The following is a 19,256-nucleotide window of genomic DNA, read 5'->3' as shown; positions in this document are numbered from 1 at the left end:
GCGCATGTTATCCTGGGCGACCGAAGGGAGACCCGGGATCCATGCCCGAACGTTCTTCGGCACCGCTCCGGCATGGATCCCGGGTCGGCGCGGCTGCGCCGCTTGTCCGGGATGACGCGCCCCCGCCGGCAGCTCCATACCGAGCAGAGCCGCGAACGCGTTTGACTCGCCGAGCGCCCCGCGCTCCCATCCCTGGATGAAAGCCCGTTCCGTCCCCGTGCGCACGCCCGCCATCACGCCGGACATCATGCTGCGCGCCTATGCGGCCGGCATCTTCCCGATGGCCGAGACCGCCGACGATCCAGGCCTGTTCTGGGTCGAGCCGGAATGGCGTGGCGTCATCCCGCTCGACGGCTTCCACCTCTCCGCGCGGCTTGCGCGCACAGTGCGCTCCGACCGCTTCGAGATCCGTGTCGACAGCGATTTCGCGGCGGTGATCGCCGCCTGCGCCGAGGCATTGCCGGACCGGCCGGAGACCTGGATCAACGGGCGCATCCGCGAGATCTTCGGCGCGCTCTTCGCTCTCGGCCATGCCCACACGGTCGAGTGCTGGCGCGAGGGCCGGCTCGTCGGCGGGCTTTACGGGCTGTCGATCGGTGCCGCCTTCTTCGGCGAGAGCATGTTCCACCGCGAGACCGACGCCTCCAAGGTGGCGCTCGTCCATCTCGTCGCGCGGCTGCGCCATGGCGGCTACCGCTTGCTCGACACCCAGTTCCAGACCGGCCATCTCGCCCAGTTCGGCACCATCGAGATTCCGCGCGATGCCTATCGCCTGAGGCTCGAAGAGGCCCTGCAGCAGCGCGGCAACTGGTTCGCCTGGCCGGCTGCGGCGCAGATCAGGGGAGCGGACGCGCTGGCCGTGCTGCGCGGCTGATCAGTCCGGCCGGCGCGGATCGAGCCGCTCCGCCAGCCAGACGATGACGATGGCGACGCTGACGCCCCAGCCGACCTCGAAGACGCGCGACAGCATCATCACCTGCGCGGTCGTGCCGGGATGCGGAACCAGCAGGATGATGGTGGCCGTGATGCCGGCGAGGCGTGCCGCCGTCGCGACATTGAGCAGCCAAGCCGCCAGCACCGAAAGCCCCGCCGCAATGGCATAGCTGACGATGTGCTGCCCGGTCGTCAGGACCACCGCGACGCCGATCACGCCACCGATGGCCGCGCCGACGAACTGGTCGCGGGCTGTCGTGCGCGTCGCGCCAAACTCGGTCTGGACGACAGCCATGGCGGTGATCGCGGCCCAGAAGCCTTCGCGCAGCCCCAGCGCCTGCGTCGGCAGATAGGCCGCGAGCGCCGCGACCGTCGACATCAGCGCGTGCTCGAGACCGTCCGCGAGGCGCCGCCTGACCGGGAGGCGCTTGCGCAGCTCGGCCAGATATCCGCGCAGGCGCCGGATGCGCCTGCTCTCGCGCCCCGCTCCCTTGTCGGCAGGCGCGGGCTCCACGCCTCAGCCGCCGCCGGTGGGATCGCGGCCGGGGACGGGATTGGTCGGGAAGAAGCGCTGGCTCGGCCGCTGCGGCTGCACGGGCACGCCGCGCGGCGGCTCGACATCGATGCGGCCGCCGCCCGGCGGCGGCTGGTTGACGTCGCGCGGCGGGGTCGTGCGCGGCTTGCGCTGGTCGTCCGTCGGCGGAGGCGGCTCGGGCTCCTTCGGATCGACGATCACCTCGGTCCCGCCTTTGCAGTCCGTCAGCCACACGTCGTAGATCGCGTGCTCGACGCCGTGCAGGCCGGGGCTGTCGGCGAACATCCAGCCGGAGAAGATGCGGCGATATTCGTTGTTGAAGGTGACTTCATCGACCTCGACGAAGGCATCGGTGCGCGGCGCCTCGGTCGGCGGGCGCGTCCAGCAGACGCGCGGCGTGATCTGGAGGGCGCCGAACTGCACCGTCTCGTTGATCGAGACCTCGAAGGAGATGATGCGGCCGGTGATCTTGTCGAGGCCGGCGAAAATCGCCGTCGGGTTCTTGATGCGGTCGGCCAGCGCCGGGCCGGCGGCAACCGTCATCGTCAGAGCGCTCGCGGCGAGACCAGCCAGAATCGGGAAACGGGACAAGGACGGCATGCTGGCGCGAATCTCTCCGGCATCGCGGACATGGCGCGACGAGGCGCAGTAACACGGCGAAGGCAGCGGAAAAAGGGCGTTGCATCGGAAACCGCGCCGCCGCCCCACGCCGCCGCGCAGAAGAACCATCATGCGCGCCGGGAAGGAAGCATGCGCCCATCAAAAAGGCCGCCCCGGCAGGAGCGGCCCGATAGCGGGAGCCTCAGCGCCTCAGCGACCCGGCGTCCAGGCCTCGTAATCCCCGGTCGCGGCCGGGCGCTCGCCCTCGGCCAGCGTCGAGCCCTGGGGCCGATAGGCCAGCGCCGTGCCGGTCCAGTTCTGCTGATGCGGCTCTTGCCACTCGCGCGGCTGGTAGCTCTCCTCGGAGGGAGCGACATCGACCGTGTGATGCAGCCAGCCATTCCAGCCGGCGGGGATGTTCGACGCCTCGATCGGGCCGTTATAGACCACCCAGCGGCGCTGGAAGCCGAGCGCCTTGTCCTTCACCCCACCCTTGGTGCGGTAATAGACATTGCCGAATTCGTCCTCGCCCACCCTCTCGCCGAAGCGCCAGGTGTGGAAGCGCGTGCCGATCGTCTGGCCGTTCCACCAGGTGAAGATCTGCAGCAGCCAGTTCTTCATCGTCCTCAGTCCATGCACTCGCGCGCTCGCAAATGCGTGCGCGTCTGTCGCGGACTTATGGCGGCAGCGCCCGCCCCTGTCCAGTCCGCAGCGACGTGGCCGCCCCGCGTGACAGCATCGAACCGAATATCGTATTCAGCCCGATGCCGCAGAGCCTTGTTTTCGCATCGGCTTTTCCCGAAAACCGCATGCCACTTTTCGGGCCGATGCTCTAGCGAAGGCGCGAGCGGCTCGTCGGCTGCAATGCCGCAATCTCGACGGAGGATGCAGCGGAGGAGGCATCCGGCCCTGCCAGCACGGCAGAGACGGCCGCCCCCTGGCCCTGCGGCAGGCGAGCGACAGTCACCACCACATTCGCCTCCGTCCGCACCGGCAATCGCGAAAACCCGTTCGGGCTGTGGTCGCTGACCAGGCTCGCCAGGACCGTCGCACCGGCAGCGCCGGCCGCGCCCGCGATGCGCGCCGCCTCCTGCCGCAATCCATCCTCGGCGAAATCTGCCGGAAAATGATGTGTCGCGACGATGATCGGACCGCCCGCATCGGCAAAGGCGCCCACTGGCCGCTCCGGCCGATGGGCGAAGGCGCGCCCTGCCCCCGCCGGCTTCAGCATCAGCACATCGTCGGAATCGATCATGGTGGCATTGGCGGCGGGCCCATGCGCGGCCCAGACCGGGCCGCCATAGAAGCGCGGCAGCGCCGTCGTCCGTGCCGCCTGATCGGCGAAGCCGCGGAGCCAGACGAAATGCTCCGGCTGCGCCGGATCGCGGAATTGGCCGACGACGCTCATGCCGACCGCCTCCTGCGTCTCGACGAATTCGGCATCGAAGAGCGCGATCAGCGTCTCGCGCTGGCCCAGCTTCAGCGTGTAGCGCCTAAGCTCGAAAACGGTGTCGACGGCAGAATCGGCGCCAGCGTTCGGGATCGGTCGGTTCATTGAAGGCCAGCCTGGGAAGACAGTGGTGGGCGCAATCTGTGCAAGCCGGCACCTGATTCTGTCAGCAGCCCTCGAAACCACCTTGCCGGATTTTCGCCTTGATTCGACTCAGTCAGCGCCACAATCGGGCAGCCGAAATGCCCCGACTTCAAGCACTTGCGACGGTCCACGCAACCGGCATCTGCAAGACCGCTCGGACGAACGCGCATTTACGCCTCGTCAACCATGAATAGCGGGGATTTTAGGGACTGCGCTTCATGCGGCGCTGTGGCAATCTTGCCGCGCGGCGGTGATTCTTCCCGCCATTTCCAAGGCTTAGCCAGCGCCTTGAAACTTATCCCCACAACTCACACATTCATACCAGATGTCGTGTCCACAAGGATCGACCCGCACTATTCCTTGACGAGAGGGGTGTGACGGGACTAGATTTTGACTATCGCATGACGGCTGGCGGCGACGCCTCTGGAAACGGCGAGACCATAGTTTCCCAGAGTTGTCCGGGCCTGCCGCCGCATCCGCGAGAGATCGTGGAAGCGAACGGATATGCGCGGACGGCTCTGGCCGCGACCGGGCCCACAGGCGGGACGACACCGCCAGGACCCACGGGGCATCAAACCGAGTTGGCCGACATCAGGAGCCGGTGATCAACCGGCCGCGCGGGCATCCACCCGCGGCAGATCAAGGGACGAAGATCATGCGCATCGAGCGCCGCTATACCACCGCCGGACAGTCGCCCTATGCCGCGATCCCGTTCCGATCGGCCGTCAGCGAGATCAAGAACCCGGACGGCTCCGTCGTCTTCCGGCTGGAAGGCATCGAGGTCCCCGAGACCTGGTCGCAAGTGGCGAGCGACGTGCTCGCGCAGAAATATTTCCGCAAGGCCGGCGTGCCGGCGCGCCTGAAGAAGTTCGAGGAGAACGACGTTCCCTCCTTCCTCTGGCGCTCAGTCGCCGACGAGGCCGCTCTCGCCGAATTGCCCGAGGGCGAGCGTTACGGCTCCGAAATCTCCTCCAAGCAGGTCTTCGACCGTCTCGCCGGCTGCTGGACCTATTGGGGCTGGAAGGGCGGCTATTTCTCCTCCGAGGAGGATGCCGCGGCCTTCCATGACGAGCTGCGCTTCATGCTCGCGACCCAGCGCGTCGCGCCGAACTCGCCGCAATGGTTCAACACCGGCCTGCATTGGGCCTATGGCATCGACGGCCCCAGCCAGGGCCATTTCTACGTCGACTTCAAGACCGGCAAGCTGGTGAAGTCGAAGTCGAGCTACGAGCATCCGCAGCCGCATGCCTGCTTCATCCAGGGCGTGCAGGACGACCTCGTCAACGAGGGCGGCATCATGGATCTCTGGGTCCGTGAAGCCCGCCTGTTCAAATACGGCTCCGGCACCGGCTCGAACTTCTCGATGCTGCGCGGCGAAGGCGAGAAGCTCGCCGGCGGCGGCAAGTCCTCCGGCCTGATGTCCTTCCTCAAGATCGGCGACCGCGCCGCCGGCGCGATCAAGTCGGGCGGCACCACCCGCCGCGCCGCCAAGATGGTCGTGGTCGATGCCGACCATCCGGATATCGAGGCCTATATCGACTGGAAGGTGAAGGAGGAGCAGAAGGTCGCCGCCCTCGTCACCGGCTCCAAGACCGTCAAGAAGCATATGAAGGCCGTGCTCAAGGCCTGCGTGAACTGCGAAGGCGACGGCGACAGCTGCTTCGATCCCGAGCAGAACCCGGCCCTGAAGCGCGAGATCAAGCTCGCCCGCAAGGCGCTGGTGCCGGACAACTACATCAAGCGCGTCATCCAGTTCGCCAAGCAGGGCTACAAGGACATCTCCTTCGACACCTATGACACCGATTGGGATTCCGACGCCTATCTCACCGTCTCCGGCCAGAACTCGAACAACTCGGTCTCGCTGACCGACGACTTCCTGCGCGCCGTCGAGAACGACAATGACTGGAACCTGACCGCCCGTACCACCGGCAAGGTCCACAAGACGCTGAAGGCGCGCGACCTCTGGGAGAAGATCGGCTACGCCGCCTGGGCCTCGGCCGATCCCGGCCTGCACTTCAACTCGACGATGAACGACTGGCACACCTGCCCGGCTTCCGGCCGGATCCGGGCGTCCAATCCGTGCTCCGAGTACATGTTCCTCGACGACACCGCCTGCAACCTGGCCTCGGCCAACCTGCTGCAGTTCTACGATACGCAAACCAAGGCCTTCGACGTCGCGGCCTATGAGCATCTCTGCCGGCTCTGGACCGTCGTGCTCGAAATCTCGGTGACGATGGCGCAGTTCCCGAGCCGCGAGATCGCCGAGCTCTCCTACGAGTACCGCACGCTCGGCCTCGGCTACGCCAATATCGGCGGCCTGCTGATGACCATGGGCCTCGGCTACGACTCGGACGAGGGCCGCGCTCTCGCCGGTGCGCTCACCGCGATCATGACCGGCGTCGCCTATGCGACCTCGGCCGAGATGGCGGGCGAGCTCGGCCCCTTCCCCGGCTACAAGAAGAACGCCAGCCACATGCTGCGCGTCATCCGCAACCACCGCACGGCGGCCCACGGCCTGGCCGACGGCTATGAGGGCCTGAGCGTCACTCCCGTCCCGCTCGACCACGCGACCCTCGCCCGTCTCGGCGGCTCGGCCGTCACCATGGCGGAGCGCTCGCGCATCGTCTGGGACGAAGCGCTGGAGCAGGGCAAGCGCTACGGCTACCGCAACGCCCAGGCGACCGTGATCGCGCCGACCGGCACGATCGGCCTCGTCATGGATTGCGACACCACTGGCATCGAGCCCGACTTCGCCCTGGTGAAGTTCAAGAAGCTCGCCGGCGGCGGCTACTTCAAGATCATCAACCGCGCCGTTCCGGATGCACTGCGCGCGCTCGGCTACCGCGAGGCCGATATCGCCGAGATCGAGGCCTATGCTGTCGGCCACGGCTCGATGAAGCAGGCGCCGGGCGTCAACCCCTCGACGCTGCGCAGCAAGGGCTTCACCGACGAGAAGATCGAGGCGGTCGAGAAGGGCTTGAAGAGCGCCTTCGACATCAAGTTCGTCTTCAACAAGTGGACGCTGGGCGAGGATTTCCTCACCGGCACGCTCAAGGTCCCGGCCGAGAAGCTGAACGACATGTCGTTCGAGCTCCTGCCCTTCCTCGGCTTCACCAAGGCCGAGATCGAGGCCGCCAACGTCCATGTCTGCGGCGCGATGACCCTGGAAGGCGCCCCGCATCTCAAGACCGAGCACTACAACGTCTTCGATTGCGCCAACCCCTGCGGGCGCATCGGCAAGCGCTATCTCTCGGTCGAGAGCCATATCCGCATGATGGCGGCGGCCCAGCCCTTCATCTCGGGCGCGATCTCCAAGACCATCAACATGCCGAACGAGGCCACGGTCGAGGACTGCAAGAGCGCCTATATGCTCTCGTGGAAGCTGGCGCTGAAGGCGAACGCCCTCTACCGCGACGGTTCCAAGCTCTCGCAGCCGCTGAACTCGGCGCTGATCTCGGACGATGACGACGAGGCCGATGACGCCGTCGAGACGCTGGTCGCGGCGCCGATGGCGGCGCGCGCCACCCAGATCTCGGAGAAGATCGTCGAGCGCATCGTCGAGCGGATCGAGCGCAAGCGCGAGCGCGAGAAGCTGCCCGACCGCCGCACCGGCTACATCCAGAAGGCCACCGTCGGCGGCCACAAGGTCTATGTCCATACCGGCGAGTATTCGGACGGGCGCCTCGGCGAGATCTTCATCGACATGCACAAGGAGGGCGCGGCCTTCCGGGCGATGATGAACAACTTCGCCATCGCGGTCTCGCTCGGCCTGCAATACGGCGTGCCGCTGGAGGAGTATGTCGAGGCCTTCACCTTCACCCGCTTCGAGCCCTCGGGCTTCGTCGCCGGCAACCAGTCGATCAAGAACGCGACCTCGATCCTCGACTATGTCTTCCGGGAGCTCGCGATCTCCTATCTCGGCCGCAACGACCTCGCCCATGTCGACCCGAGCGAGATCGGCCATGACGTGATGGGCGGCGGCGTCGGCCAGGACAAGGCGCCGGACGCGGCTCCGATCACCTCGACCCCCCTCGCCTCGACCGGCTTCCGCCGCGGCAAGCCGATGAACCTGCTCGCCATCCAGGGCGGCGGCCAGGGAAGCCATGCTGCGAACGACGCGGTCGCCCGCTCGGTTGCCTCCACGACCGGCCTCGCCACCGCCGGCGCCACGGCTCTGAAGGAGGAGCCGGAAACCTATGGCGAGGCGGAAATGGCCAAGCTCGGCTTCGCCGCTCCGGCAGCCCAGCCGACGGCCTCCGAGCGGCGCGCCGAAGCGATCATGAAGGGTTATGTCGGCGACTCGTGCGGCGAATGCGGCAACTTCACCCTGGTCCGCAACGGCACCTGCCTGAAGTGCAACACGTGCGGGAGCACGACCGGCTGTAGCTAGTTACTCCGTGTATTGATTGTGAAGAGAGAGGCATAACCTTGCCTCGATTTTAGAAAAAGTTCCGCAATCAGATTTGCGCCGCCCGGCCATCAAGCCGGGCGGCGCTTTGCTTTTCAGCCGATCAGAATGGGCACTCGGCGTCGCTGGCTTCCAACGGCCGGAACGCGGCGCGCCGGCCGGCCGGCATCCGTCAGGCCTGAGCTAAATGTGAGGTCGAAGACGACGAGCTTCATCACTGACTCTTCGAAGAAGCTAAGGCTGAGTTAGCCCGATCCGAACGCAGGGGGGATCGTTCGTGACTTTCGATGACATCGCAATCGCCGAAGCATACCGTTCTCATGTCGATACACAGGCACGAGAGGCCAAAATGTCTGCTTCCGGCGCTCCACGAAGGCCGACAGCCGGATAGCCGGAACTGGCCCTTACCGGACTCTGCCAACGTCAGGTTTCGGGCGTTCTAGCTCAGAGACCGGGCCGCGCTGTCGGATATGAATCGGTGGTGACGTTATTCATCGCCGTCTCGACACAAGTCATATGAATCCCAAGGTTTGAGAGCAGGCCGCTAGTTGGGACTGAGAGTCGCAGCGCGACATAATTTGGGGGAAGATTCAGTAATCGCCGCGCCGATTTCCGCCCGCCTCTGGCGACAATCCTCAGGGTCGGAAGTCAGCCCGCCGCGGCAGCTTCCCGGAAGCGGTTGACGAAATCTTCAAGAGTGGCGCGATCCGTGTCCGAGATCGCCCAATAAGTGAATGCCCCGTCGGCCCAGCGGATCAGGGAAAAGCCGCCGGCGGCCCGCTCGGCCCCAGCCGGTATGGAGGCGGTTCTGCCGTCCTGTGGTGCGGCCACGAGGGTGATCAGATGCTCACGGTGCTTATAGACGAGAGCCGGAACCGGCTTGTCCGTGATCACCTCGACACGGCCGCCCAGGAGCGAAAAGCCATCCTTTGCGAGGTCGGGCGCCGCGGGCGACAGGCCGATGCGGGCGTCGAGCCAAGGCTTGACCGTATGTCGGTCCGACGAGGCGACATCCACCGGGCTTGCGGCCAGCAGGCTGCGGCGATGGCTGCTGGCGACGGCGGCAGCGAAGCTGTCCGGCGCGTTGCGTGTCATCGCCCATTGGGTCAGCCCGCTCGTCAGAACAGCGGTGACGAGGATCGAGGCCGCCATGGCGCGCCAGCCAAGCCAAGCGGAGTGGGCAGATGCTGGCCGTGCCGCCGCTTGGGGGGCAACGCCCAGCGCAGCGATGCGGGCCTGGAACGCATCGCTGACGCCGGGGCGAGGCAGGTTGCGAACGGCAGTTTGCAGGGCGGCAATGCGAGCGTGCTCGGCCGCGAGCGCCGGATCATCCACCAGTCGTCGCTCCAGAGCCAAGGTCGTGGCGGCGTCGAGCTCGCCATCGACCAGGGCATGAAGCAGCAACTGAAGGTCCGCAGGATCCGACGGCAATTCCATATTTTTTCTCATCGGCTCCCCCCGAGCTGCGCCGCGAGCAGTGCGCGCGCCCGCGACAGCCGCGACATCACGGTGCCCAGCGGCACATGGAGCATCGCCGCGATCTCCCGGTAGCCGAGGCCGTTGACGTCCCGCAGCACGAGAACCTCGCGAAACGGGTGCGGCAGCAGCGTGATCGCAGTTTCAAACGCGGCCGCGTCCGCCTTGGCGATCAAGGCCGCCTCCGGCGTGCCGGCATCCGTGTCGGCGTTGGCGGCCAATGCGTCGAGATCGGCGAGGTCGCCGACGGCGACGATGCGGCGCGGGTGATTTCGCGCGAGCCAGGCATAGGAGGCATTGCGCACGATCGTCAGCAGCCAGGCACGCGCATTACCGCCCGCATAGGTCGCCAGTCCCTTATAGGCCTTCAGGCAAGCCTCCTGAACCACGTCCTCAGCGTCATCGGCATTGCCGGTCAACCAGCGGGCAAGCGCCAGCGCATCGGAGAGATGGGGAAGAACCACCTCGCTGAAGCGTTCCGCCGAGGTCTTGCCGGTCAACACCGCGACATCATCCGCTTCTCCGGGCACAACGCATCTCACGGAGTGACGGTGATGGTACCTTGCATATGCGGATGAAGCGCGCAGAAATACGGAAAATCACCCGGTTTCGTGAAGGTAAAGACGTAGGAATCCCCGGTGTCGAGCGCCTTGGACCGGAACGAGCCGTCATTCGCCACGACGACATGGGGAATGTCGTCGTCGTTCTGGAAGGTCACAGTCGCCCCGGCCTTCACCGTGAGCACCTTAGGGGCAAAGGTGAAGTTGTCGATCTTGACGCGCGCGGCATCCGCGGCCCGCAGAGGGGCCTGCGCCATAACGACGATGCCGAGACAGACAAGGGCTAGGGCAAGCGGTCGGGGGCTGACGTTTATGCGGATCATGGGAGGCATCCTTCTATGCGCCGCGCGGTTCAGGGGCCTGAGAGGGTGCTGTCGATGATCGCGAGCTCCTCCTTACCTCGCTTCACCGCGACCTGGGTGATGCCGAGAAGAGAGCGCAGCTGGCCAGCCGGCACGGTCATCGGTCCCGGTGATGGCGCGGTGCCGGGTGCAGGCTGCGGGAAAGCGGTCGAAAGGGCCGTGTGGAAAGTAACGTTGCCCTCCACCTTCTGCATGATCTGGTGAATGTGGCCGTTGAGCACGGTGACCGAGCCGAAGCGCTTGAGCAGAGCCAACGCCTGCGCCGCATCGTCGGTGCCCCAGCCCCATTCCGGGTAGACCGCCCAGAGCGGGATATGGGCGAAGACGACGATCGGCGTCGAGGCGCCGACGGCTTTGAGGTCGTCGGCCAGCCAAGCGAGCTGGTCTGCCCCGAGATTGCCGAGGCCCCCGGCCTTGAGATTGACGACATTGACCAAGCCGATGAAATGCACGCCGTTCTGGTCGAAGGAATACCAGCCCGCGCCCTTGGTACCCGCGCCGTAGCGATCGAGATAGGCGCGCCCGTTGTTCTCGTCGATGATATCGTGCTCTCCGGGCACATAGTGCACGTCGTATCCGGCGCCGCCGATGATCTGCCCGGCTGTGTCGAACTGCGCAGCCGTAGACAGATGGGTGATGTCGCCGGTGTGGATCATGAAGGAGGGCTTTTCGGGCAAGGCTCGAACCTTGCCGACGGCTTCCTTCAACGTGTCGATGGCGTGCGGGTTGGCTGCCTTGTCGAAACCGATATGGCTGTCCGAGATCTGCAGGAACGTGAACCCCGTCGCCGCCTCGGCTGCGCTGGCCTCGCCGAGCAGACCGAGCGACACGGGCACGCCGCCCGAAACCTTCCAGAGGACGCCGGTACCCGCCCAGATCATGCACTCGAGGGCGTGCCGGCGGCCGATACGCTCGTCATCGTTACCGTGCTGGGTCATGTCGATCTCCTGCGTCGCCGCCAGTGGCAGATGCTGAGGAGATCGGCAGAGCGGCGGGTTTATTCCCGTCCGTGCCGCATCACATGTTCACAGGGGCGTGATGAGGTCAGCTTGCTCTCGGTCGTGTCGTTGCGGCGTTCCGGAGGTCCGTTCCTGGGCACAGCGCCGGTTTCCGCGTTTGAAAACAATGAACTTGGCGCTGGGCTGAATGATCGAGCCTCAGAGCCAGAGCTGCCTCTCGAAGAAATTCTTCTGGCATTTGCGCGCTGCCGCGGTTGGCCCCGGCCGCCTGCGTCTGCATTGACATAGTCCGCGCGAGCATCGACATTAGACTTCTGGTCTCTCAAGAATTCGGCATGCGAATTCGTCAAGCTGCACGGACCATCGCGCGCGGGCTGGCCACATGCTCTTTGAGCACCGTTTCCAAGGAATCGACCTCCTGAAGCCGCACATCGTAGCTCCACAGATCCGCGATAGACTGTAGCACCTGCGCAGCGGCCTTGTCCTGGAGCAGGCAGCCGTTCACGACGCTGTGGCGCAGGAGCAGGCGCCGATCGCCGGCGAGGTCGACATCGACGATCTCAATATTGGGATCGGTCCAGCTGACATCGTATTCGCGGGCGAGCTGGCGCCGAATGCGGCGATAGCCGCGCTCGTCATGGATCGCCGAGATCACCACGCCCTCGGTTTGAGCCGGGTCGTCGCAGAGGCTGAACACCCGCATCTGCCGCATTAAATGCGGGCTGAGGAACTGGCTGATGAAGCTCTCGTCGCGGTAATTTGCCCAGACGTCGCGCAGGACGGCCATCGCGTCGCCGTTCCCGGCAATCTCCGGAAACCACTCGCGATCCTCCTGCTCGGGCGCGGTGACGATCCTCTCGATGTCCTGCATCATCGCGAAGCCGAGCGCGTAGGGGTTGAAGCCCGGGAATCTCGGATCGTCATAGGCCGGCTGGAACACGACGTTGGAATGCGACCTGAGGAACTCGAGGAAGTTCCCGTCGCTGATTGCCCCGAGCTCATGGAGCCGCGTCATGATGCGGTAGTGGACATAGGTCGCGGTGCCCTCGTTCATCACCTTGGTTTGGCGCTGAGGGTGAAAATACTGCGCGATTTGGCGAACGATCCGCAGGATTTCGCGCTGCCAAGCATGCAGCCGCGGAGCCGATTTTTCTAGGAAGTACAGAAGGTTATCCTGCGGCAGGCCGAGCGCGGTGCGCCGTCGCTCGAGACTGATATTGGAGATGCTCTTGCTCGGGCCCGCCGGCACGGTACGCCAGAGGTCGTTGAAGATCTGCTCCTCATGGGCGCGGCGGTCCCGCTCGCGCTGTTCCTCTTGGCGCAGGTCGAGCTTGCTCTTGCCGGGATGGCGGTGGACGCCGTGGGACATCAGGGCATGGGCCGCGTCCAGCGTCCGCTCGACGGCGACCTGACCGTAGCGCTCCTCGCAACGCGCGATATAGCCTTTGGCGAAGTCGAGATAGTCGAGAATGCCCTCGGCATCGGTCCAGGTCTTGAACAGGTAGTTGTTCTTGAAGAAGTGGTTATGGCCGAAGGCGGCATGCGCGATGACGAGCGTCTGCATCGTCGCCGTGTTCTCCTCCATCAGGTAGGAGACGCAGGGCGAACTGTTGATAACGATCTCGTAGGCGAGATCCCTCAGTCCCTTGCGGTACAACGCCTCGTGATGGGCGAAATGTTTGCCGAACGACCAGTGCTTGTAGAACAGCGGCATGCCGGTCGACGAATAGGCGTCGAGCATCTGCTCGGCCGTAATCACCTCGATCTGGTTGGGGTAGACGTCGAGGCCGAGCTCGCCGAGCGCGATCTGCTCGCAGGCGTCGTGGATGCGCTGCAGCGTGGCGAAGTTCCAGTCCGCCCCGTCGAAGAGCCGCTCCATCGGGGCAACGCTCATGACGCGACCCTTTCGCGTCCCTGACCGCGTTGAAAGAGCTCGCGAAAGACCGGGAAGATCTCGCCGCGATGGCCGACCCTGCGGATCGAGAGCGGCGCGCCCTCCGTGCGCAGCTTGTCGTAGAGCTTCCACAACGCAGATTGGGACGAAGACCCGCGATCGGCGTCGCCGACCTCCAGATAGGCGAAATACTGGCTGACCGGCAGGATCGCCTCCGTCAGCAAGCGCTCGGTGGCCGCCTCGTCTGAATAGGAATTGTCGCCGTCCGAGGCCTGGGCGGCGTAGATGTTCCAGTCCTCCGGCGAATAGCGCTTCGCGATGACCGAGCGCATCGCCTCGAGCGCGCTCGAGACCAGCGTCCCGCCCGTCGCGGGGCTGTGGAAGAAGGTCTCCTCATCCACCTCCTCGGCCCGGTCCGTGTGACGGATGAAGACAAGGTCGACATGGCGGTAGCGCTGCGACAGGAAGATGTAGAGCAGCATGTAGAACCGCTTGGCGAGGTCCTTCATGTGCTCCGTCATGGAGCTGGACACATCCATCAGGCAAAACATCACGGCCTGCGCGACCGGCTTCGGCTCGTTCTCGTAGCGGCGGTAGCGGACATCGACGGGGTCGATATAGGGAATGCGCCGCACCTTGGCTTCGAGCGCCTTGACCTTGTCTTCGAGCACCAGGCGCAACCCGTCCTCTTCACAGGCGGCGATCTCCGCCTCCAGCCGCGCGATCGCCTCGGGGTTCGGGCGGCGAAGCGCCATCCGGCGCATCATCGCAAGCCGCGTCGTGCGGTTGACCGCGATATTGGCCGGCGAGCCCGAGACCGAGTAGCCGGCGCGAACGGGGCTTTCATGCTCGGTCTCGGTGAGCCGCCGCTTGGCGAGATCGGGCAGCTCCAGGTCGTCGAGGAAGACGTTGAGAAACTCCTCGCGGGTCAGGACGAAGCGGAAGGCGTCCTCGCCTGTTCCCTCGCCGGCCTTGTCGGGCTTGCCGCTGCCGCCTCCTCCCGAGCGCGGCAGCACATCGCCTTCGATGAAGGTCTTGTTGCCGGGCAGCACACGGTCATGCGTGCCCCCGCTCCCCCGACGAAGGCTTGGCTCCTCCATCCCGTCCAGCGGGATGCTGACTTCTCCGCCGTCCAGCACGTCCCGGATATTGCGGCTCTGCAGCGACTGCTTCACCGCCTGTTGTACGACGCCCTTGGCCCGGCGCAGAAAACGCTGACGATTCTCGAGAGCCTTGCCGCGTGGGTTCAGGCGTCGGTCGACAATGTTCATGATGGCTCCCGCGCCTGGCTCAGCCAGCCTGCTTCACGCGCATGTACCATTCGATCAAACGCCGGACCTGGCGTTCGGTATAACCACGCTCCACCATGCGCGAGACGAACTCGCCATGTTTCTTCTCGCTCTCGCCGTCCTTCTTCGAGCCGAAGGAGATGACTGGCAGCAGGTCCTCGACCTGTGAGAACATCCGCTTCTCGATGACTTCGCGGATCTTCTCATAGCCGGTCCAGGATGGATTCTTGCCGCCATTGCTCGCCCGCGAGCGCAGGCAGAACTTGACGATCTCGTTGCGGAAATCCTTCGGATTGGCGATTCCCGCCGGCTTCTCGATCTTGGTCAGCTCCTGGTTGAGGAGTTCGCGGTCGAGCAACTGGCCGGTGTCGGAATCCTTGAAGTCGACATCCTCGATCCAGGCGTCGGCATAGTCGACATAGCGGTCGAACAGGTTCTGCCCGTAATCCGCATAGGATTCGAGATAGGCTTTCTGAACCTCGTGCCCGATGAACTCCGCATAGCGCGGAGCAAGCTCGGCCTTGATGAATTCGAGATAGCGCTTCTCGGTCTCGTCGGGCAGCTGCTCGCGGCGGATGGCCTGTTCCAGCACATACATCAGATGCACCGGGTCGGCGCCGAGCTCGATCGTGTCGTGGTTGAAGGTTGCCGCCAGGACCTTGAAGGCAAAGCGCGTCGAGATGCCGTCCATGCCTTCGTCCATGCCGGCGGCGTCACGATATTCCTGGACGCTGCGGGCTTTCGGGTCGGTCTCCCGCAGGCTCTCGCCGTCATAGGCGCGCATCTTGGCGAACAAGGTCGAGTTCTCGTGGTTGCGCAGCCGCGAGAGAACCGAGAACCGCGCGAGCATCGACAGAGTTCCTGGCGCGCAAGGCGCTTTGCTGAGCGCCGAGCCCTCGATCAGCTTCTCATAGATCTTCTGCTCTTCGGTTGGCCGCAGACAGTAGGGCACCTTGATGACGCAGATTCGGTCGATGAAGGCCTCGTTGTTCTTGTTGCTCTTGAAGCTCTGCCACTCCGCCTCGTTGGAGTGCGCGAGGATGACGCCGGAGAAGGGAATGGCGCCGATGTTCTCGGTGCCGATGTAGTTGCCCTCCTGCGTCGCCGTCAGCAGCGGATGCAGCATCTTGATCGGCGCCTTGAACATCTCGACGAATTCGAGGACGCCCTGATTGGCGCGGTTGAGGCCGCCCGAATAGCTGTAGGCGTCGGGGTCGTTCTGGGAGAAGTTCTCGAGCTTGCGGATGTCGACCTTGCCGACGAGCGACGAGATGTCCTGGTTGTTCTCGTCGCCGGGCTCGGTCTTGGCGATGGCGATCTGGCGCAGGCGCGAGGGCTGCAGCTTGACGACCTGGAAGCGGGAAATATCGCCGCCGAACGTCTCGAGCCGCTTGAGGCACCAGGGGCTCATCAGGCCCGTCAATCGCCGCTGCGGGATGCCATAGCGCTGTTCGAGGATGGGCCCCATCGTCCCGGGGTCGAAGAGGTTCAGGGGACTTTCGAAGACCGGGCTGATCTCGTCGCCGGCCTTCAGCACATAGATGGGATGGACCTCCATCAATGATTTGAGCCGTTCGGCGAGGGACGACTTGCCGCCGCCGACCGGGCCGAGCAGGTAGAGAATCTGCTTGCGTTCCTCCAGGCCCTGCGCGGCGTGACGGAAGAAGGAGACGATACGCTCGATCGTCTCTTCCATGCCGTAGAAGCCGGCAAAGGCCGGATAGGTCCGGATGGTTCGGTTCAAAAAAATACGGCCAAGGCGAGGATCCTTGGCCGTGTCGATCATCTGAGGCTCGCCAATGGCCGCCAGCAGGCGTTCCGCTGCGTTAGCGTATAGCATCGGATCGCCTCTGCAGGCTTCCAAGTAGTCGGCGATCGGCATGTCCGTTTCGCGGCGCGCCTCGTAGGAGCGAGCGAAGGCGTTGAACAAAGAGTCGTTGTACATGAGCCCTCTGCATATGGTTATGCCGTGGCTCGACGCAGGCATCAGAGAATCGGCTACGCCCATCGTCGAAACACGGCGCACGTCAACTGCGAATCAGCATCTGCTATTGATCGACAGGATGCGCTCAAGCGCGGCTCTCGCAATGTGCAAAAGTGGGCACTCACCGTTTTGTGCGGCGCATCTGCGAACAAATTGTGCTGAACGTCCAAGTGGCGTGGGTGCCTTCGCAGCACAGCCAAGGCGCCAGCCGTGTGTATTCGTGCGGTGTCCGTCAATGGGATGGAGCGCACCGGACGCCTTCAATTTGTGCTGGCCGTAATGTCGGCCGGGCTGTAGCCCTCCATTCAAATGGTCGAATGGCTACGACATTTTTCGTGACCTCACGCTGCCGGAGGTGGGGCGCCTAAGCTTACGACATGGCCGTTCGGCGTTTGTCGTGACAGGAGCGGTGACCATCCGCTCGCACGCGGAAGGCGCGGTGAGCGCCTATACTTATCGGTCCGCACACGCTTGAGCGACGCGTTCAGCAGTCGGGACGTAGCGCATCCCGTCCTTGCCATCGGTGTGGTTGCGGGGAGATCTCACGATCGGGTGCAATAAATGCTATTCAGACCGCATAGCCGAAGCCTGCCAGCAAGCCGACGAGATAGGTCCATTCCCATGTCTCGGGCGACGGCCGGATCGCAATGATGATGCCGGCGAAGCCCGCCGCGATGGCAAGCCACTGGGCCGCGTCCACCTCTTCCTTGAAAAGGAACCGCGCCATCAGCGTGAGCAGGAAGGGAGCAACGAACCACAAGGTCAGCGCCGCGGTCAACGGCATGAAATGGATCGCGACATAGAAGAGGCCGACGGCGACGAAGAGCGACGCGCTGCGTGCCAGGAGACGTGTCGAGACCGTGGGCCGGAGCGTTTCAGGACCGTAACGCCATGCGGCATAAGCGCCGGTTGCGAGACAATGAAAGAAAAACCGGGCCCAGACCACCTGCAGCAGCGGAAGGGACGCGGACATGGACTTCGCCAATGCGTCCGAGACAGGCAGGATCTGAAGCGCCAGGACGAGGAGGAGGAGGATCGCGGACGTCTGCTGGCGGCTCATCATTCATGCCCTCTTTTTCGTGAGGGATGATCCCAAAGGCCCATTGCCAAGCGAAATTCATAATCCCGATGCTGAGATCATCCGCACTTATGCTGGAGGTCCGCTTTTCGGCAGAGAGCGAGAGTCTGCTATTGGCGCAACTCGCCCGGACGAGCGACCGACGATTTTGGCCGGTTGCGGACATTGCGAACGTCCGCTTCGCGGCGGCAAGCTCGACGATCCGCGGTGCGACCCAAAGTATCCGTTGCAAAATCCGCTGCCGTCAGATCATCCCTTGCGCAGGCGATTCAGTCATGGTCCAGCCGCGGAGGCTGGGCGGAAGCGACCTGGGCGCGGGCGACGGCATAGGCTGCGCGCAGGCAAATATCCTCGCGCCAGGGCGCCGCGATGAGCTGAACGCCGATCGGCAATAAGCCCCCGAAGACGGGCACGGCCGCCACCGGCAGCCCGACGCAGGAGATCGGCTGCGTGAACAATCCGATATTGCGGTCCCAATCTCGGTTTCGCTGGCCTTTTGCACTCTCTGTACGGCATCGAACAATCGATGGGAGCGCAGGAACGCGCGCTGCGCAGCCCGGTTGGGCGGAGACACGCAACGCCAGATCAGGAGATGATGATGGGTTGGTTTTCCAAGGACATCGCCACGATGGACGATCTCTTCGTCCATACGCTTCGGGACGTCTACTATGCCGAAAATCAGATCAGGAAGTCGCTTCCCGACATGATCGAGAAGGCGACAAGCCCAGAGCTGAAAAGCGGGTTCGAGATGCATCTTCGCCAGACCGACGGCCATATCGATCGTCTGAAGCAGGTCTTCCGGCTGCACGGCGTCGAGGAGAAGGGCATCACCTGCCCCGCAATCGACGGCATCCTCGAGGAGGCGAGCGATATCGCCGGCGACGTGGCCGACAAGCAGGTACTGGATGCCGCGCTGATCGCCGCTGCCCAAGCCGTCGAGCACTACGAGATCACGCGCTACGGCACCCTCGTCGCCTGGGCCAAGCAACTCGGCCGCGACGATTGTGCTTCCCTGCTGCAGCAGACCCTCGAGGAGGAGGATGCAACCGACCAGAAGCTGTCGAAACTTGCGCTCAGTGGGATCAATCGAAAAGCGGCCTGAGGGATCCTGCTGCAATGACGCCACTGTACGGTCCGTACAGTGGCGGAACGACTTGAGCGCTCGATCGTTTTGAGGCTGACGTCGGAAAGGCATGAATTTTTCTTGCGGAAGCTCAGCCTTGGTATCGAGCTGTCGCCGGAGGACAGGGCAGTGCTCGCCGGGCTTTGCGAGACGCTCGGTAAGACCAGCTATTCGCCGGCGCCCGCCGCCGGCTTGTCGTCCGGCTTCACACGCGGTTTGTCGGCATCGCCAGTATCTTTTTCGGGATCGGGATTGATCGAGACCTTCGCGGTCGCCTCCGTCCCCGGATCGCCCTGGATCGATTTCACGCGCTGCTGTTCTTCAAGGCTGAGCTTGTTGCCTTGGCCGTCTCGCATGGGTGCCTCCTGTCTGGAATGCCCCCAAAGGAGAACGGGCCTCCATCACGGGAGTTCCGGCCCGCTCACGACTCGACGCGGGATGGCCGGGTACGCCCGTCAGGA

At 64.5% G+C, this 19,256-nt stretch carries 16 protein-coding genes and 1 pseudogene; 3 read left to right on the top strand and 14 right to left on the bottom strand.

Features of this window, described 5'->3' with window-relative positions; translation table 11 throughout:
- Window positions 1-196 precede the first annotated feature (196 nt).
- A complete protein-coding gene (gene aat / locus IED13_RS03130) occupies window positions 197-874 on the top strand; it encodes a leucyl/phenylalanyl-tRNA--protein transferase (protein ID WP_051988531.1) in 678 nt (225 codons plus the stop codon).
- On the opposite strand, the gene IED13_RS03125 is transcribed toward aat, so the two are convergent.
- From IED13_RS03125 to IED13_RS03110, 4 genes are all read right to left on the bottom strand, one after another.
- Complete coding sequence (locus IED13_RS03125) at window positions 875-1,447, bottom strand: FUSC family protein (protein WP_038368508.1); 573 nt, start codon at window positions 1,445-1,447, stop codon at window positions 875-877.
- Between the two features lie 3 nt (window positions 1,448-1,450).
- Window positions 1,451-2,059 carry a DUF2155 domain-containing protein gene (locus IED13_RS03120; RefSeq protein ID WP_081925681.1) on the bottom strand — a complete coding sequence of 203 codons (609 nt, stop codon included), beginning with the start codon at window positions 2,057-2,059 and terminating at the stop codon, window positions 1,451-1,453.
- A 219-nt stretch (window positions 2,060-2,278) separates the two neighbouring features.
- Window positions 2,279-2,689, bottom strand: a complete 411-nt coding sequence (locus tag IED13_RS03115; RefSeq protein ID WP_112761776.1) for an NADH:ubiquinone oxidoreductase subunit NDUFA12 — start codon at window positions 2,687-2,689, stop codon at window positions 2,279-2,281.
- A 211-nt stretch (window positions 2,690-2,900) separates the two neighbouring features.
- Window positions 2,901-3,623 (bottom strand): NIPSNAP family protein, encoded by a 723-nt coding sequence (locus IED13_RS03110; protein ID WP_191123351.1) that lies wholly within the window; start codon window positions 3,621-3,623, stop codon window positions 2,901-2,903.
- A gap of 694 nt (window positions 3,624-4,317) precedes the next feature.
- On the opposite strand from IED13_RS03110, the gene IED13_RS03105 reads away from it, so the two are divergent.
- Entirely contained in the window at window positions 4,318-8,052 is a 3,735-nt protein-coding gene (locus IED13_RS03105; protein ID WP_191123350.1) for a vitamin B12-dependent ribonucleotide reductase, read from the top strand.
- Between the two features lie 666 nt (window positions 8,053-8,718).
- Here IED13_RS03105 and IED13_RS03100 read toward each other — a convergent pair.
- The 9 genes and pseudogenes from IED13_RS03100 to IED13_RS03060 form a co-directional block, all read right to left on the bottom strand.
- Window positions 8,719-9,507 carry an anti-sigma factor family protein gene (locus IED13_RS03100; protein ID WP_248312435.1) on the bottom strand — a complete coding sequence of 263 codons (789 nt, stop codon included), beginning with the start codon at window positions 9,505-9,507 and terminating at the stop codon, window positions 8,719-8,721.
- 8 nt (window positions 9,508-9,515) lie between these two features.
- Complete coding sequence (locus IED13_RS03095) at window positions 9,516-10,076, bottom strand: sigma-70 family RNA polymerase sigma factor (RefSeq protein ID WP_318652213.1); 561 nt, start codon at window positions 10,074-10,076, stop codon at window positions 9,516-9,518.
- Window positions 10,077-10,084: 8 nt separating this feature from the next.
- Window positions 10,085-10,429 (bottom strand): cupredoxin domain-containing protein, encoded by a 345-nt coding sequence (locus tag IED13_RS03090; protein ID WP_404801878.1) that lies wholly within the window; start codon window positions 10,427-10,429, stop codon window positions 10,085-10,087.
- A gap of 29 nt (window positions 10,430-10,458) precedes the next feature.
- Window positions 10,459-11,406 carry a metallophosphoesterase family protein gene (locus IED13_RS03085; protein ID WP_191123348.1) on the bottom strand — a complete coding sequence of 316 codons (948 nt, stop codon included), beginning with the start codon at window positions 11,404-11,406 and terminating at the stop codon, window positions 10,459-10,461.
- 367 nt (window positions 11,407-11,773) lie between these two features.
- Window positions 11,774-13,321 (bottom strand): SpoVR family protein, encoded by a 1,548-nt coding sequence (locus tag IED13_RS03080; RefSeq protein ID WP_191123347.1) that lies wholly within the window; start codon window positions 13,319-13,321, stop codon window positions 11,774-11,776.
- Window positions 13,318-14,592, bottom strand: a complete 1,275-nt coding sequence (locus IED13_RS03075) for a YeaH/YhbH family protein (protein WP_191123346.1) — start codon at window positions 14,590-14,592, stop codon at window positions 13,318-13,320. The genes IED13_RS03080 and IED13_RS03075 overlap by 4 nt, the downstream gene beginning before the upstream one ends.
- 19 nt (window positions 14,593-14,611) lie before the next feature.
- Complete coding sequence (locus IED13_RS03070; RefSeq protein WP_038368617.1) at window positions 14,612-16,555, bottom strand: PrkA family serine protein kinase; 1,944 nt, start codon at window positions 16,553-16,555, stop codon at window positions 14,612-14,614.
- A 607-nt stretch (window positions 16,556-17,162) separates the two neighbouring features.
- Window positions 17,163-17,657: an EamA family transporter gene (locus IED13_RS03065; RefSeq protein ID WP_191123345.1), complete on the bottom strand. Its 495-nt coding sequence runs from the start codon at window positions 17,655-17,657 to the stop codon at window positions 17,163-17,165.
- Window positions 17,658-17,941: 284 nt separating this feature from the next.
- Window positions 17,942-18,139, bottom strand: a pseudogene (locus IED13_RS03060) (AtzE family amidohydrolase); the annotation flags it as partial.
- A gap of 131 nt (window positions 18,140-18,270) precedes the next feature.
- Between IED13_RS03060 and IED13_RS03055 the strand changes: the two are divergent.
- Window positions 18,271-18,774, top strand: a complete 504-nt coding sequence (locus IED13_RS03055; protein WP_133561464.1) for a YciE/YciF ferroxidase family protein — start codon at window positions 18,271-18,273, stop codon at window positions 18,772-18,774.
- A gap of 188 nt (window positions 18,775-18,962) precedes the next feature.
- Here IED13_RS03055 and IED13_RS03050 read toward each other — a convergent pair whose 3' ends face one another.
- A complete protein-coding gene (locus IED13_RS03050; RefSeq protein WP_191123344.1) occupies window positions 18,963-19,151 on the bottom strand; it encodes a hypothetical protein in 189 nt (62 codons plus the stop codon).
- Window positions 19,152-19,256: the final 105 nt, after the last annotated feature.

Source organism: Allobosea spartocytisi, assembly GCF_014764685.1.
GTDB lineage: Bacteria > Pseudomonadota > Alphaproteobacteria > Rhizobiales > Beijerinckiaceae > Allobosea > Allobosea spartocytisi.
The sequence above is the reverse complement of the archived record's forward strand: the minus strand, read 5'-3'. Positions and strand labels throughout refer to the sequence as shown.

Bases quoted from the DNA above. Each gene is read 5' to 3' on its own strand.
- IED13_RS03085 (WP_191123348.1), bottom strand. From the start codon at position 11,406: ATGACCCAGCACGGTAACGATGACGAGCGTATCGGCCGCCGGCACGCC.
- aat (WP_051988531.1), top strand. From the start codon at position 197: ATGAAAGCCCGTTCCGTCCCCGTGCGCACGCCCGCCATCACGCCGGAC.
- IED13_RS03110 (WP_191123351.1), bottom strand. From the start codon at position 3,623: ATGAACCGACCGATCCCGAACGCTGGCGCCGATTCTGCCGTCGACACC.
- IED13_RS03115 (WP_112761776.1), bottom strand. From the start codon at position 2,689: ATGAAGAACTGGCTGCTGCAGATCTTCACCTGGTGGAACGGCCAGACG.
- IED13_RS03090 (WP_404801878.1), bottom strand. From the start codon at position 10,429: ATGATCCGCATAAACGTCAGCCCCCGACCGCTTGCCCTAGCCCTTGTC.
- IED13_RS03075 (WP_191123346.1), bottom strand. From the start codon at position 14,592: ATGAACATTGTCGACCGACGCCTGAACCCACGCGGCAAGGCTCTCGAG.
- IED13_RS03050 (WP_191123344.1), bottom strand. From the start codon at position 19,151: ATGCGAGACGGCCAAGGCAACAAGCTCAGCCTTGAAGAACAGCAGCGC.
- IED13_RS03055 (WP_133561464.1), top strand. From the start codon at position 18,271: ATGGGTTGGTTTTCCAAGGACATCGCCACGATGGACGATCTCTTCGTC.
- IED13_RS03080 (WP_191123347.1), bottom strand. From the start codon at position 13,321: ATGAGCGTTGCCCCGATGGAGCGGCTCTTCGACGGGGCGGACTGGAAC.
- IED13_RS03065 (WP_191123345.1), bottom strand. From the start codon at position 17,657: ATGATGAGCCGCCAGCAGACGTCCGCGATCCTCCTCCTCCTCGTCCTG.
- IED13_RS03105 (WP_191123350.1), top strand. From the start codon at position 4,318: ATGCGCATCGAGCGCCGCTATACCACCGCCGGACAGTCGCCCTATGCC.
- IED13_RS03100 (WP_248312435.1), bottom strand. From the start codon at position 9,507: ATGGAATTGCCGTCGGATCCTGCGGACCTTCAGTTGCTGCTTCATGCC.
- IED13_RS03070 (WP_038368617.1), bottom strand. From the start codon at position 16,555: ATGTACAACGACTCTTTGTTCAACGCCTTCGCTCGCTCCTACGAGGCG.